This is a genomic window from Sphingomonas colocasiae (assembly GCF_019880585.1).
GTDB classification, from domain to species: Bacteria; Pseudomonadota; Alphaproteobacteria; order Sphingomonadales; family Sphingomonadaceae; genus Sphingobium_A; species Sphingobium_A colocasiae.
The window spans coordinates 524,504-538,213 of record NZ_JAINVV010000003.1 but is presented as its reverse complement, the minus strand read 5'-3'; the positions used below and the strand labels follow the sequence as shown (position 1 = coordinate 538,213).

The window sequence follows — 13,710 nt, the reverse complement described above, 5'->3', positions numbered from 1 at the left end:
TTCCCTTATTCTTTTGCGCCACTCCGCTTGTGTCCCTGCCTTCCCGGACTATCGTCGCCGAATTCGAGCGGAGAATCCCCGACGTGACGCGATCCTGGCTGTTTCCTTTCTTGTTGTTCCCCACCGCCGCATCGGCGGCGCCCGGCGCGCCGCATTACGATGTCATCATTCGTGGCGGCACGATCCAGGACGGCACCGGCAAGCCGGGTTTCGCGGGCGATGTCGCGGTGGCGGGGGATCGCATCGCGAAGATCGGCGATCTGGGCGGCGCGACCGCCGATACGGTGATCGACGCGCGCGGCCAGTTCGTCACGCCGGGCTTCATCTCGGTCCACAGCCACGCGATTCGCGACGCGGTGGCGCGGTCGGAGAATATGCTGCGTCAGGGCGTGACGACCGAAATCATCAATGCGGACGGCGGCTATAGCGGCGTCGGCGGCGAGGAGATTGTCGGTCAGCTCGCCGATTTCGCGAAGAACGGTTTGGCGGTCAATCTCGGCGCTTATGTCGGCTTCAACAATGTCTGGCAGACGGTGGTGGGCGAGGATGAACGCCGGCCCACGCCCGCGCAGATCGCGGAAATGCGCGAGTTGGTGCAGCGCAATCTCGCCGCCGGCGCATGGGGCGTCGGCGCCGGGCTTGATTACAAGCCCGCCTATTTCGCGACACAGGACGAGGTGATCCGGATCGTCTCGCCGGCCCGCGCATGGCGCACGCTGTTCAGCAATCACGATCGCGTGACGCCGCCGAACTTCAGCTCGATGGCCGGGATCGACGAGACCATCGCGATCGGCAAGGGGGCGGGGCTGGTGCCCGTCATCACCCATATCAAGCTGTGGCCCAATGAAATGGGCCGTGCGCGCGATGTCGTCGAAACCATGCGCGCCTCCACACGGGCGGGCGATTATGTGGCGGCGGACATCTATCCCTATATCCATGCCAATACCTATCTGGGGGCGCTGATCATCCCGTCCTGGGCGCAGGAAGGCGGGCGGGATGCGCTGCTCAAGCGGCTCGCCGATCCTACCCAGCGCGCGCGGATCGCGGTGGAGACGACGGCTGCGATCAAGGCGCGCGCGGGCGGGCCCGATGGCCTGTTCCTGCCCAGCAAGGGCAAGGAGCTTACCGATTATATGCGCGAGACCGGATCGACCGACGCGACCGAAACGGTGCTCAAGCTGGTCGAGACCGAAAATCCCTTCGGCATCTTCCGCTTCGGATCGGAGGAGGATCTGACCGCCTTCCTCCAATATCCCGACACCGCGATCGCCTGCGATTGTGGATCCACCAACGCCACCAAGGTCCATCCGCGCAACTATGGCGCGTTCCCGCGCGCATTCGGCCGCTATGTTCGCGAACGCGGCGCACTGAGCTGGGAAGAGGCGGTGCGCAAGGCGACGGCGCTGCCCGCCGGGATGCTCGGCATGGTCGATCGCGGCACGATCGCGCCGGGCATGGTCGCGGACCTGACGGTCTTCGATCCAAAGACGATCATCGACAAGGCGACCTTCGTCGAGCCGGCCCAGTTCGCGGTCGGCGTTTCCAACGTGCTCGTGAACGGCCGCCCGGCCATATTGGCGGGCAAGCTGACCGAGGCGAAGAGCGGCCGGCGGTTGTTCCGCGCTGGCGACATGCCGACATATCGGATGGGCGCCACCGATCGCGGCCTGACGGTGCGATCCTTTGCCATCACGATTGACGGCGTTCGCTACAAGGGCGCGATCGCGTTGAAACAGGCGGCGAATGATCGCCTGGCCTCGGGTTCGCTCGCGCTGGCGTCAGCGGCCGCGAAGCTGAGCCTCTCCGGTGCCGGGCCATTGTTCACCGCGCCGGGCTGGAGCGGGTTCACCGGTCGGCTCAGCAATGGCGAAGCGATCACGGTCACGCTCGATGCCGCCAATCCCGCGGCCGCGAAGAAGGGGCGGCAACTGACCATCCGGATCGGCGATCGCAGCGGCGTGACGTCCGTGCCCTGATCGTCCGGTGCATCGTGCGGAAAAGCGGGAACCGGTTTTCTGCAAAAATATGCGATCACAAATGGCTGGGGCAGGCTTCGCGATTCAGCTTTTGCGTCGTCCGCTCTAGCGGCGGCTGTCTTCATCCACCGGTTCGCAGACGCCCTTTGCCCAGACCGCGACCGTCCGATTGCCATTGGCCGCCTGACGATCGTGCATCAACCACTCGATGGTGAAGCGGCCTTTGGACGCCGGTTCGAGCACGGCCCAGCGTTCCCCGCGCATCCCATCCAGGCCAAGGCCTCTCACATGGATCTCGCCATTGGCCAGCCGCAGCGCGGCGATCCGATCCTGGCCCTCGATCGCCGGCCAGCCGGTGATCGATCCTTCGCCATCGCGCGTGACGAGCGACATGGCGTGGCGTTCGGGGCTGGCGGCGCCGGTCAGCGGATCGACGGTCTGGAGCATGCAGGCGAGCGCGAACAGGCCGGCGATCGGGAAGGCTTCGATCATTTTCTACCTCGTGTCGGCTTTGCCAGGGCCTATCAGCAATCGACGCGTCCGCAAGCATCGTCGGGGAGCACGTGTCGTCGCCGTCGCCCTTGACGGGCGTTGCCCCATATCGCCCGATATGCAAGCCTTTGCTCGATTGTGGGGAGAAGCGATGATCAGGTCGGTTCTGATGGCGGCGGCACTCGCTTTGTCGGCGCTCGGCATGGGGGCCGCGATGGCGGCCGAGCACTGGGAGACGCTTCCGGACCTGCCCGCGATGCCGGCGTCCGCCGCATCCGGCTCGGTGCCGATCAATGGCGCCCGGATCCATTATGCGATCCATGGCAAGGGACCGCCCGTCATCCTGTTGCATGGCGGGATGGGGAATGGCGAATATTGGGCGAACCAGATCGGGGCGCTGTCGAAGAAACGGCGTGTCATCGTCATCGACAGTCGCGGCCATGGGCGAAGCTCGCGCGACGCACGCCCCTTCACCTATGAATTGATGGCGGAGGATGTGCTGGCGGTGATGGATGCGCTGCATGTCCGCAGGGCCCCGATCGTCGGATGGAGCGATGGCGCGATCATCGGGCTGGTGATGGCGATGAAGACGCCAGCCCGCGTGGAGCGTGTGCTCGCCTTCGGGGCGAACATGGATGCGAGCGGCCTCGATCTGAAGGGCGGATCGGCCGCGACGATGATCGCCTATGGTGCGCGGGCGAAGGCCGATTATGCGCGCCTTTCTCCCACCCCCGCGGCCTATGCGGATTTCCAGGCCGCGATGGAGCGGATGTGGACGACCCAGCCCGATTACAAGCCCGCCGATCTCGTAGCCATTCGCGTGCCGGTGGCGATCGTCGATGGCGAGCATGACGAAGTCATAAGGCCCGAGCATTCGGCTTATCTGGCGCGCACCATTCCGGGCGCGCGCCGGATCACGTTGCGCGGCCTCAGCCATTTCGCGGTGATGCAGGAGCCGGCCGCATTCAACGCGGTGATGATGGCGTTTCTGGACGGCCGCCCCGGCGATCAGCTCCGGTTCACCTGGCTCACGTCGCGTACCGCGCCCTTCGCCGCGTTGGTGGTGAGCGCGGCATAGGCCTGGAGCGCGGCGGAGACGTTGCGCTTGCGGCCCAGCGGTTTCCAGGCACGGTCGCCGCGCGCCCGCATCTCCGCGTCGCGGCGCGCCAGTTCGGCGTCGTCCACGTCGAGCCTGATCTCGCGCTTCGGGATATCGATCACGATCGCATCGCCGGTCTGGACCAGCGCGATCAGCCCGCCTTCGGCCGCTTCGGGCGAGACATGGCCGATCGACAGGCCCGATGTGCCGCCGGAAAAACGGCCATCGGTGATCAGCGCGCACGCCTTGCCCAGCCCCTTCGACTTCAGATAGCTGGTGGGATAGAGCATTTCCTGCATGCCGGGGCCGCCCTTCGGACCTTCATAGCGGATGACGACGACGTCGCCCGCCTTCACCTCATTGCCCAAGATGCCCGCGACCGCCGCGTCCTGGCTTTCATAGACGCGCGCGGTGCCGTGGAAGGTCAGGATGGATTCATCGACGCCCGCGGTCTTCACGATGCAGCCTTCGGGCGCGATATTGCCGGAGAGCACCGCCAGGCCGCCATCCTTGGAGAAGGGATGTTCTGCGCTGCGGATCACGCCCGACTGGCGATCGATGTCGAGTTCGTGCCAGCGATTGCTCTGGCTGAAGGCCTGGGTGGTGCGCACGCCGCCCGGCGCGGCGCGGAAGAAATCGCGCACGCTTTCGCTGTTGGTGCGGGCGATGTCCCAGCGGTCGAGCGCGTCGGCCAGCGTGGGCGCGTGCGTGGTGGGCAGGCTGGTGTCGATCAGCCCGGCGCGATCCAGTTCGCCCAGGATCGCCATGATCCCGCCGGCGCGGTGGACATCCTCCATATGGACGTCCTGTTTTGCGGGCGCGACCTTGCACAGGCAGGGCACGCGACGGGAGAGCCGGTCGATATCGGCCATGGTGAAATCGACGCCGCCTTCGAACGCAGCTGCGAGCAGGTGGAGCACGGTGTTGGTCGATCCGCCCATCGCGATATCCAGGCTCATCGCATTCTCGAACGCGGCGAAGCTGGCGATGTTGCGCGGCAGCGCGCTGGCATCGTCCTGTTCGTACCAGCGCCTGGCGAGGTCGACGATGGTGCGGCCCGCTTCCAGGAACAACCGTTCGCGATCCGCATGGGTGGCGAGCACCGATCCGTTGCCGGGCAGCGACAGGCCCAGCGCTTCGGTCAGGCAGTTCATCGAATTGGCGGTGAACATGCCCGAACAGCTGCCGCAGGTGGGGCAGGCCGATCGCTCGATCACCTTCACTTCCTCGTCGGTATAGCTTTCGTCGGCGGCGACGACCATCGCGTCGACCAGGTCGAGCGCCACCGTCTTGCCGCGCAGATCGGCCTTGCCCGCTTCCATCGGGCCGCCCGAAACGAAGATCGCAGGGATGTTCAGCCGCATCGCCGCCATCAGCATGCCCGGCGTGATCTTGTCGCAGTTGGAGATGCACAAAAGCGCGTCGGCGCAATGCGCATTGGCCATATATTCGACGCTGTCGGCGATCAGGTCGCGGCTGGGCAGCGAATAGAGCATGCCGTCATGCCCCATGGCGATCCCGTCATCGACCGCGATGGTATTGAATTCCTTGGCGACGCCGCCCGCCGCCTCGATCTCGCGCGCGACGAGCTGGCCCAGGTCCTTCAGATGGACATGGCCGGGCACGAACTGGGTGAAGCTGTTGGCGATGGCGATGATCGGCTTGCCGAAATCCTCGTCCTTCATGCCCGTGGCGCGCCACAGGCCGCGTGCGCCCGCCATGTTGCGGCCATGCGTGCTCGTACGCGAACGATAATGCGGCATCGCGCTATCCTGTCCCTCGATTGTCCCTGCCCGTGGGTTTACCCGCTCGCATGATAGGTTGTGAAATATATTTATATGCTCTGATAAAGTCGTGATAGGAATGATTGCGATGGACCTGCGGCAGCTCAGACATTTCCTGGCCCTGGCGGAAGAGCTGCATTTCGGCCGCGCGGCGGAGCGGCTGGGGATGACGCAGCCGCCGCTCAGCCAGTCGATCATGGCGCTTGAGCGTGAACTGGGCGCGCCGCTGTTCACGCGCACCAAGCGCAATGTCGCGCTGACGCCGCTGGGCCGGCAATGGCTGGATCATGTGCGGCCCGCCGTGGCGGCGATCGGCGCGCTGCCGGCGGCGGCGCAGCGGCTGCGCGATGGCGTCGCCGGGCGGCTGACGCTCTCCTTCGTCAGTTCCGCCGATTACAGTATCCTGCCGACGCTGGTGCGCCGCTATTCCGCCGCTTTTCCGCATGTCGAGATGACGCTGGCGGAGGAGACGAGCGACCTGCAGATCGCGGCGCTGGTGGAAGGGCGGATCGATGCCGGCCTGCTGATCCCGCCCGAGGCGGCGCTGCCGGCGTCACTCGACTATCGCCCGCTGCTGCGCGAACCGCTGGTCGCGGCGGTGCCGGAAGCCTGGGTCACCGACGGGCGGATCGCCGTGCGTACGGAGAGGGAGGGCGAACCGAGGCTGGCGGGGGAGGGGTGGCTCGATCTGCCGCTGCTGATCTTCCCGCGCCATGTGTCGCCGACCTTCCACGATCTCATCCTCGAGACCTGGCGGGCCAAGGGGCGCCAACCGCTGATCCGTCAGCGAGCGATCCAGATGCAGACGATCATCAGCCTGGTTTCGGCCGAAATGGGTGTGGCGCTGGTGCCGTCATCACTGCGCAACCTGGCGCGCACCGGCGTCCGCTATCTGCCGCTGCCCGCTGCCGCGCCGATGCTGGAAACCGGCCTCGCCTGGCGCCGTGCCGACGGGACGCCGACGGTGCGCGCGCTGGTCGGGATCGCGCTGGAGAGGGTCAAGCCTGCGCCTTGATCCGGTTCAGTTGCGTTTGCGGGCATAGATGGTGGCGCCGATGATGCCGCCATGATCGCAATGTTCGATGCGGATATCCTTCATGCCACTGATGTAGAACAAGCCGATAACGCGTGAAAGATCATAGTCGTACATCATCATTCTGCCACGGGGAATCATGTTCGGCTTCACCCTGGACCGGGCGGGTCGCACATCGTCGGGATCAATGATGAGGCGGGCGCCGGCGGAATTGGCATGGGCTTCTGCCCTGCCGAACATGATCTGGATCGTGGCGCCGCCGTCCGGCGCCACGCGGTCCAGCAGCGTCCGGATGATCTCGTAACCCCGTTCTGGGGGAATATGCTGCAGCACGATGAGCGATACCACCCAGTCGAACCGCTCGTCCGGGATCGTCTCGACGAAGCGGAGGTCCGGGTGATCATGTTTGCGCGCCTCGGCAAGCATGCCTTGGGATACATCGACGCCAGTTGCCGTGCCCGTTATCTCCGCCAGCGGTACGGTCAGGCGGCCGACGCCGCATCCGAAATCAAGCGCGGATCGGGGCGTGAAGGGGCCGAATGCGGCCCGCATCCTATCGAGGAAATAGTCGATATTCTCCTTGCCGGTGCGGAAGAACTCGGCCCGGCCTGCATCGTCCAGATTTTCCCGTTTGAACTTGTCGTTCGTGATGACGCCGAAATAGGGATCCTTTTCCCCGATGATTGCCCAGTCGCGATCGGTGTCCCGGGTTTGAACCGGCTGTCTTGATTTCGGGAACAGGCGTCGAAACATAATTATCCCTTGAAAAGGATGGCTGCACGCGGGCGGGCATTGGTGTGGCCGGTATAGTGCCGATGGATATGGCGCAAGGTGTGGCGCGGTCCGTCGAAGTCGAGCCACGGGCAAGAAATGCCGCCCGGATATTGCAACCATGACCGGTTCAGCCGAAATCCACGGCGTCCGCCGGGCGCAGCGCGGGAAAGACATCCGGATCGATGCCCTGTGCCTTCAGTCCGGCGGCAAGGCGCTCGGCGGGCTCTTCCCATGGCTCGTCGGTCAGCTTGAAGCTGCCCCAGTGGATGCCGAGCGCCGCTCGCGCCTCCAGGTCCCGCATGATCCGGATCGCCTCTTCCGGATCGGTGTGCTGTGCCGCCATGAACCAGCGCGGATCATAGGCGCCGATCGGCAGCAGCGCGAGATCGACGGGGCCGAAACGCGCCCGCATCTCGCGGAAGATCCGGCCGGTGCCATAGCCGGTATCCCCCGCGAAATAGATCAGCTTGCCCGCCGCGCGCAGCATGAAGCCGCACCACAGCGCCATGCGCCGGTCGCGCATGCCGCGCGACGACCAATGGGTGGCGGGCACGATATGGGCCTCGGCTCCGGGCCCGATCTCGAAACGATCGCCCCAGTCGCCCGTCACGATCCGGGCGTCGGGAATGCGGCGGCGGACGATGGTGTCGTTGCCGAGCGGTGTGACGATCAGCGGCGCGCTCCGATCGTGCAATGCGCGCAGCGTGGCGATGTCGAGATGGTCGTAATGATTGTGCGACAGCAGGATCGCGTCGATCGGCGGCAGATCGGCCAGCCTCACGCCGGGCGCGGTGATGCGCCTGGGGCCGGCGAAGCGGAGCGGGCTGGCGCGATCGGACCAGACCGGATCGGTCAGGATGTTGAGCCCGGCGATCTGGATCAGCAAAGTCGCATGGCCGATCATCGTCACGCGCAGCTCTTCGACGCGCGTTTCGGGCACGACGGGCGTCACCGGCACCGATCCCGGCCATGGATTGTCCGGCGCGGTCCTCCGCCAGCGCAGGAGTTCGCCAAGGCTGCGGTCGGTTTCCGGTTCGCCGGGATTAAGGAAGCGGCGGCCGTCGAAATGATCGGTAACCGGCCCCTGATAATAGGGATTGCGCGCCGCCATCAGGCGCGGCCCTTCGCGGCGGCGGTCGCGATCCGCGCGGCAGTGACGATATGTTTGCCCGGACTGCCGTTCAGCGCCGCGTCCACCAGAAAGACCGCAACCGTCGCAGCCGGGCTGATCCGGGCGCCGGCGGGCAGGATCGGCGCGGCGATGCGCAGCAGCCGGCCGACGAACCGCTCCATCGGGCGATGCCCGCTGCGCTCTCCGCCGAGGAAACCGGGGCGGACGATCGTCAGTGATGGAAAATCGAGGCGGATGACGGCGTCTTCGAGTTCGCCCTTCGTCCGGGGATAGAGAAACCGCGATCGCGCATCCGCGCCCATGGAGGAGGTGAGCGCGAAGCGCGTGGCGCCGCGTTCGCGGATCCGTGTGGCGACGGCTAGCGCGAAATCATGGTCGATCGCGCGGAACGCGGCGGCCGATCCAGCCTGCGCGCGCGTCGTCCCCAGCGCGCAGATCGCGCCGTCGGCGGCCCACCAGTCGGCCTCGGGATGCAGATCGCGGCTGTCGATGATCGGATTGAACAGCCTGGGATGCGGCGGCAGCGGCCTGCGCGTCGGCGCGATCACCTGCGTCACGCGCGCATCCGCAAGCAACAGCTTCAGCGCCTCGCCGCCGACCAGACCTGTGGCACCCGCCAGGAGAAGTGTCGTCATCCTTGCCTATCTAGGCGCGCATGCGCGGGATGTAAGAGCGGAACCAGGATGCGGCGACTTCGATCAGTCCCCGGCCATAAGGGATGTCAACTGCCAGCGCCCCTTGCTCAACGCGAAGACGGCCCGGTAGTCGATATCCGCACGGACATCGGCGTATCGAATGAAGCCAGACTTGCCGCTTGCGGTCCTGACCCTCAGCCAGCGACTTCCGTTGGGTGGGAATTCATTGGCGAATAACATGTCCCAATGCGTCATGGTGACGAGCTTCGAACCGGCTCGTGGCCTGAAATAGATCGGTACTGCATCGCGAATTGGCAGGAACATGAACTCCGTGCCGAAATCATAATCGGGCGTCCGGCCCCACCAGTAGGGCATGGACATGGCGCCATTATCCATCGCGCACCCCAATTTGAGCAGGGCGGTGAGTTCGGCCCAGAGCTTGGATTTCGCGGGCTGGTGAAGTCCCCAATGCTCGACGAACTCGGCCCACCCGCCATCCCCGCCCAGGCTGGTATCGACCTCCGGCGCGGTCAGCTTGCGAAGCGCGGCCACGTCGCGCCTCTGTATCGCCGCCACCAGCTTGGCCCGATAGGCCACAAAGCTCGGAACCGCCGCGCACTCGTCGCGCGGCGGCAGCCGCGTCGGCCGCGCGGCCATGGCCTCGGCACCGAACGTCAGCAATGCGGCCATCAGCATCGCGGCTTGTTTGTGCATCGGATTTCCCCCCGGATATCCCCGGCTTTTGGCATGGCGGGGGAGGGCGCGCAATTCCGTAGGAGCAGCACGTCCCCGTTGCGCGGAGACCGTATCAGATGCGGGTCGCCTGCAGCCGTTCAACCCAGTGGACCAGCCGATCGTTCAGCACACGATCGCGGATATAGGCGCTGTCCTCGTCCTCCAGCCGCTCGACGATCTCGAAGGCGAAGGCGTCCGGCCCATGGGTATTCCAGGCCTGTTGGAGCGGGCGATTGCTGTGGATCCCCTGGCGCAGCGTGAACCAGATCCGGTTGCCGATCGTCGACAGATCGGGCGCGCGGCCCACCCAGGTCTCGCCGGAGGCGGCGCAGCGCACCGCATAGATGCCGGCCTCCACCTTGCGTTCCTTATAGGCGCTTACCGCCGCCTTTCGATCTTCCGCCTTCACGCGCACCTCCCTTGTCGGCCGCGTGCCGCTACACCAGCGGGTGATCCCTTGCAATATTATCCGGATAATATTTAAACCGGTGGAGCCGGGCATCTCCCCGTGATGCCCGGCTCCGGGATCGGCGCCTCCCTGCGGTCACGCCGATCCGGCCTGATCCTGTCAGCGCGCGATGCCTTTGTCGGCACGCACCTCGTTCACCACATCGCGGACGGCGGCGATCACCGTGTCGGGGCGATCGATCTGGATGTAATGGCCGGCGTCGGTCACGATCCGCTGGCGGCCGCGCGTCGAGAGTGCGGCCTGTTCGGCATGCATGGCCTTCCATTCCTGCTTGAAGCGCGCACCCTGTTCCGGCGTCATGTTCCCCGCCTTCAATTCTCCGGGCTTGAATGGCGCCAGGGCGGTCAGCGCGATCAGCGGGCGGCTTCCGAAACCGCGCACCGCGCGTGCATCGTCCATCGTGCGGTCGAAACCGTCGAGTTCGGCCGCCATGCCCTGCATCGATTTGCCGGCATAGGCGTCCAGCCGGGCCGCCGCGTCCTTCGGCAATTTCCCGTCGGCCGCATTCGCCATCATGAAGCGCACGATGCCCGTCCACGACAGCGCCGATGCGGTGTGCAGCAGCAGCGACGCCCGCTTCGGATGGGCGTCCATGTTCGCGGCTTTCCCGAGCCGCGCGACCTGATCGGGGTGGGATCCATCGACGAAGACGAGCCCGGCCACCTGATCGCCATATCGCCCTGCATAGGTGCGGATATAGGGTCCACCGATCGAATGGCCGACCAGCACCAGCGGGCCGGTGATGTCGGCCCCCTTCAGCAGGGCGTGGAGATCGTCGGCAACCGCCCCGGCGTGCTGCGGCGTATCCTTGGCATCGCTCCACATGATCCCCGCCCGGTCATAGGCGCAGGCCCGGGTGAAGCGGGCGATCTCGTCATGGACCAGCGTCCAGTCGAGCGTGCCGCCGCTGCCCAGCCCGGATTCGAAAACAACGGTCGGCGATCCCGTGCCGCGACAGTCGATATGCATGCGCCGCCCGCCGATATCGATCATCTTGCCGCGCGGCGGATAGTTCGCCGCCGCATTCCTGCGCCCGAGCGCCTCGTAGATCGCCCCCACAATGGTGAGCAGGATCAGCAGCCCGGCAAGGCCCAGGCCGATCCGCTTCATCCAGCGCCCCAGTCGCCGCCAGCCTGTCGGTTTCGTCATGTCACCATCCTGTCTTGCGCCATTCGCGTGACGAAGCCGGGCATCGTCCGTCGATGCCCGGCTTCTTATGTCAGAACGAGACGCCGACCGAGGCGCCGATCGTGCGCGGACGGATGCCCGCGGCGGTGAGATAGTTGACGTTCGATCCGCCGATCGCGGAGGGCGCGGCGGTGAAGGCCGAGCCCAGGCTGGACAGGGCATAGGTGTTGGTCAGGTTGTTCGCGAACACGCTCAGGTTGAACCGCTCGAAATTGACGCCCGCGCGCAGGTCGACGGTCTTGTAGCCGTCGATCTCCGGCGCCCGCCCATAGGCCGCGCGATAGGCGGCGCTGAACGTGCCCGGCTGATCGCTCACCAGGCGGACATTGGCGCCGACATAGGCCTTCGCGCCCGCCGAGATCTCCCAATCATAATCGACCGAGATGGTCGCCGCGAACTCGGGAACATAGGGCAGGCGATCGCCCTTGAGGCCGCCGGTCAGGTTCAGGCCGCCCGATGCCGGCACCGTATCCTGAAGCAGCTTGGCATCGGTATAGGCGCCGTTGATCATGACGGTCAGCCCCGCCGTCGGACGCGCCGTCACGGCGAGTTCGACGCCCTGGCTGCGCGCCTTCTGGCCGTTGCCGTTGACGCCGACGGGGCCGGTCGGTGTGTTGACGGTCGTGGCGATCAGGATGTTCTTCCAGTCGAGATAGAAGATCGATCCGTCGAAGGTGAAGCTGCGGTCCGCCGTTTCCGCGCGCAGGCCCGCTTCGTAGCTGATGATCGTGTCGGCCTTGAACTGTGACGGGAAATCGGCGGGTGCGCCGAGCGGTATCAGATTGGGGCCGCCGGGGCGGAAGCCCTTGGCGACGCGCGCATAGACGGATGCGTGGTCACTCAGTTCGAAGCGCGGCGAGACCGACCAGGTGAACACGCCCTGCGACGATTTGCCGGTGTTCGCGCTGCCGACGCCGAGCTGGATCACCGCCTGCTCGGACTCTTGCCTGTTGTGGCTGTAGCGTCCGCCCGCGGTGATGTCGAAACGGTCGCCCAGGTGCAGCGTGCCGGTCGCGAAGCCCGCAAGCTCCTCATAGCTCGCGTTGATGTACGAGATCACGAAATCCTCGAAGGTCACGCCGCCCACCGTCAACCGCGTCGGCATCAACTGGCGCGACGAGAGCTGGAAGGGGATGTAAGTTTGATACAGTCGCGTCTTTTCCTTGGTGTAATAGCCGCCCACCGTCCATTCGAAGGTCTCGGAATCGCTGGAGGCCAGGCGCAGTTCCTGCGTGAACTTCTTCACCTGCTGGTTGTTGACGAAGACGAAGCCCACGGTATTGGGCGCGGTCGGCGCGTAGAAGGCGTTGATCGTCGCGCGCAGCGCATTGGTGCTGGCGTCGGTCACCGACTGATAGGTCTGTTTGGAATGGCTGGTGATCGACGACAGCGTCGCGCCGCCGAAATCCCATTCGAGCGTGCCGGCGAACAGCCGGTAGCGGATATCATAGCCGTCGGGATAGAGCACGAAGCGCGTGCGCTCGCCCGTCTGCACCCCGCCGGCCGCGGCGTTATAGGGCTTGTGCGAAACCGGATCGATATCGAACGAGGACGGCGTGCCGCCGTCGATATTCTGCAGCACAGATTGCAGCCGGATCGAGAAATTGTCGGTCGGCGCGAACAGCAGGGATGCACGGCCGCCATAGCTTTTCGACGCATTGGCATTCTTCACGTTGAAGCCGACCGAGTCGATGAAGCCCGGACGCTCGCGATAGAAGCCGCTGGCGCGCACCGCCAGCGTATCGCCCAGCGGCACGTTGATCATCGCATTGCCCGAAAAGCCGGTTCCGCCGCCCGCGACCGCTTCCACGCCCGTCTGCGCGCGCGCCTCGAATGCGGCGGTGGAGGGCAGGTTGGTCACATATTTGAGCACGCCGCCCAGCGAGTTCGATCCGTAGAGCGTGCCCTGCGGGCCGCGCAGCACCTCGATCCGCGCCACGTCGAACGGATCGAAGTCGGCGGCGGCGGTGCCGGCGTTGATCAGGCTTCCGCTCGATCCGAACGGCATGTCGTCGATATAGCTCGCCACGGTCGAACCGACCGATCCGGTATTGGCGCCGCGCAGCACGATGCGGACGATACCGGCATCCTGCGCCTGCACGTTCAGGCCGGGAACCAGCTTGGTGTAGTCGGCCAGGCTGAGCGCGGCCTGGCGCTCGAGCTGCTGCTCGCCGACCACCGTCAGCGACAGCGGAACCTCCTGCAGCGTCTGTTCGCGTCGCTGCGCGGTGACGATGATCTCGTTCGTGCCTTCGTTCGCGTCCTGCGCGAGTGCCGGCGTCGCCGTGACGCAGGCGCAGAAAGCCATTCCGGCAAGCAGCCGGTTACGTAGATTTGCCATGATAATCCCCCAGTTTCCTATGATGGTGTCGAGTTGCGGGTGCTTATGTTCT

At 65.7% G+C, this 13,710-nt stretch carries 12 protein-coding genes; 3 read left to right on the top strand and 9 right to left on the bottom strand.

Going from position 1 to position 13,710, the window contains the following annotated elements; all coding sequences use genetic code 11:
- Positions 1-83 precede the first annotated feature (83 nt).
- Complete coding sequence (locus K7G82_RS30180) at positions 84-1,976, top strand: N-acyl-D-amino-acid deacylase family protein (protein ID WP_222988926.1); 1,893 nt, start codon at positions 84-86, stop codon at positions 1,974-1,976.
- Positions 1,977-2,081: 105 nt separating this feature from the next.
- Here K7G82_RS30180 and K7G82_RS06065 read toward each other — a convergent pair whose 3' ends face one another.
- Entirely contained in the window at positions 2,082-2,468 is a 387-nt protein-coding gene (locus K7G82_RS06065) for a hypothetical protein (protein WP_222988925.1), read from the bottom strand.
- A gap of 151 nt (positions 2,469-2,619) precedes the next feature.
- Here K7G82_RS06065 and K7G82_RS06060 point away from each other — a divergent pair, with 151 nt between their 5' ends.
- Entirely contained in the window at positions 2,620-3,546 is a 927-nt protein-coding gene (locus K7G82_RS06060) for an alpha/beta fold hydrolase (RefSeq protein ID WP_222988924.1), read from the top strand.
- Here the strand turns inward: K7G82_RS06060 and ilvD are convergent.
- Positions 3,477-5,330, bottom strand: coding sequence for a dihydroxy-acid dehydratase (ilvD, locus tag K7G82_RS06055; RefSeq protein ID WP_222988923.1), 1,854 nt, complete (start codon positions 5,328-5,330; stop codon positions 3,477-3,479). The two genes, K7G82_RS06060 and ilvD, sit on opposite strands and share 70 nt — an antisense overlap.
- Positions 5,331-5,439: 109 nt before the next feature.
- Here ilvD and K7G82_RS06050 point away from each other — a divergent pair, with 109 nt between their 5' ends.
- Positions 5,440-6,366, top strand: coding sequence for a LysR family transcriptional regulator (locus K7G82_RS06050; protein WP_222988922.1), 927 nt, complete (start codon positions 5,440-5,442; stop codon positions 6,364-6,366).
- 6 nt (positions 6,367-6,372) lie between these two features.
- Here the strand turns inward: K7G82_RS06050 and K7G82_RS06045 are convergent, their stop codons facing one another.
- The 7 genes from K7G82_RS06045 to K7G82_RS06015 all read right to left on the bottom strand — a co-directional run bounded on the left by K7G82_RS06045 (position 6,373) and on the right by K7G82_RS06015 (position 13,658).
- A complete protein-coding gene (locus K7G82_RS06045; protein ID WP_222988921.1) occupies positions 6,373-7,137 on the bottom strand; it encodes a class I SAM-dependent methyltransferase in 765 nt (254 codons plus the stop codon).
- Between the two features lie 148 nt (positions 7,138-7,285).
- The gene (locus K7G82_RS06040) at positions 7,286-8,269 is read right to left on the bottom strand and encodes an MBL fold metallo-hydrolase (protein WP_222988920.1); all 984 of its coding nucleotides are present in this window, start codon (positions 8,267-8,269) and stop codon (positions 7,286-7,288) included.
- The gene (locus tag K7G82_RS06035) at positions 8,269-8,925 is read right to left on the bottom strand and encodes a Rossmann-fold NAD(P)-binding domain-containing protein (RefSeq protein WP_222988919.1); all 657 of its coding nucleotides are present in this window, start codon (positions 8,923-8,925) and stop codon (positions 8,269-8,271) included. The genes K7G82_RS06040 and K7G82_RS06035 overlap by 1 nt, the downstream gene beginning before the upstream one ends.
- A 63-nt stretch (positions 8,926-8,988) precedes the next feature.
- Positions 8,989-9,621 carry a hypothetical protein gene (locus K7G82_RS06030; RefSeq protein ID WP_222988918.1) on the bottom strand — a complete coding sequence of 211 codons (633 nt, stop codon included), beginning with the start codon at positions 9,619-9,621 and terminating at the stop codon, positions 8,989-8,991.
- Between the two features lie 112 nt (positions 9,622-9,733).
- Positions 9,734-10,069 carry a GIY-YIG nuclease family protein gene (locus tag K7G82_RS06025; protein ID WP_222988917.1) on the bottom strand — a complete coding sequence of 112 codons (336 nt, stop codon included), beginning with the start codon at positions 10,067-10,069 and terminating at the stop codon, positions 9,734-9,736.
- A 159-nt stretch (positions 10,070-10,228) separates the two neighbouring features.
- Positions 10,229-11,278 carry an alpha/beta fold hydrolase gene (locus K7G82_RS06020; protein WP_222988916.1) on the bottom strand — a complete coding sequence of 350 codons (1,050 nt, stop codon included), beginning with the start codon at positions 11,276-11,278 and terminating at the stop codon, positions 10,229-10,231.
- A 70-nt stretch (positions 11,279-11,348) separates the two neighbouring features.
- Positions 11,349-13,658 (bottom strand): TonB-dependent receptor, encoded by a 2,310-nt coding sequence (locus K7G82_RS06015; protein WP_246623302.1) that lies wholly within the window; start codon positions 13,656-13,658, stop codon positions 11,349-11,351.
- Between the last annotated feature and the right edge of the window lie 52 nt (positions 13,659-13,710).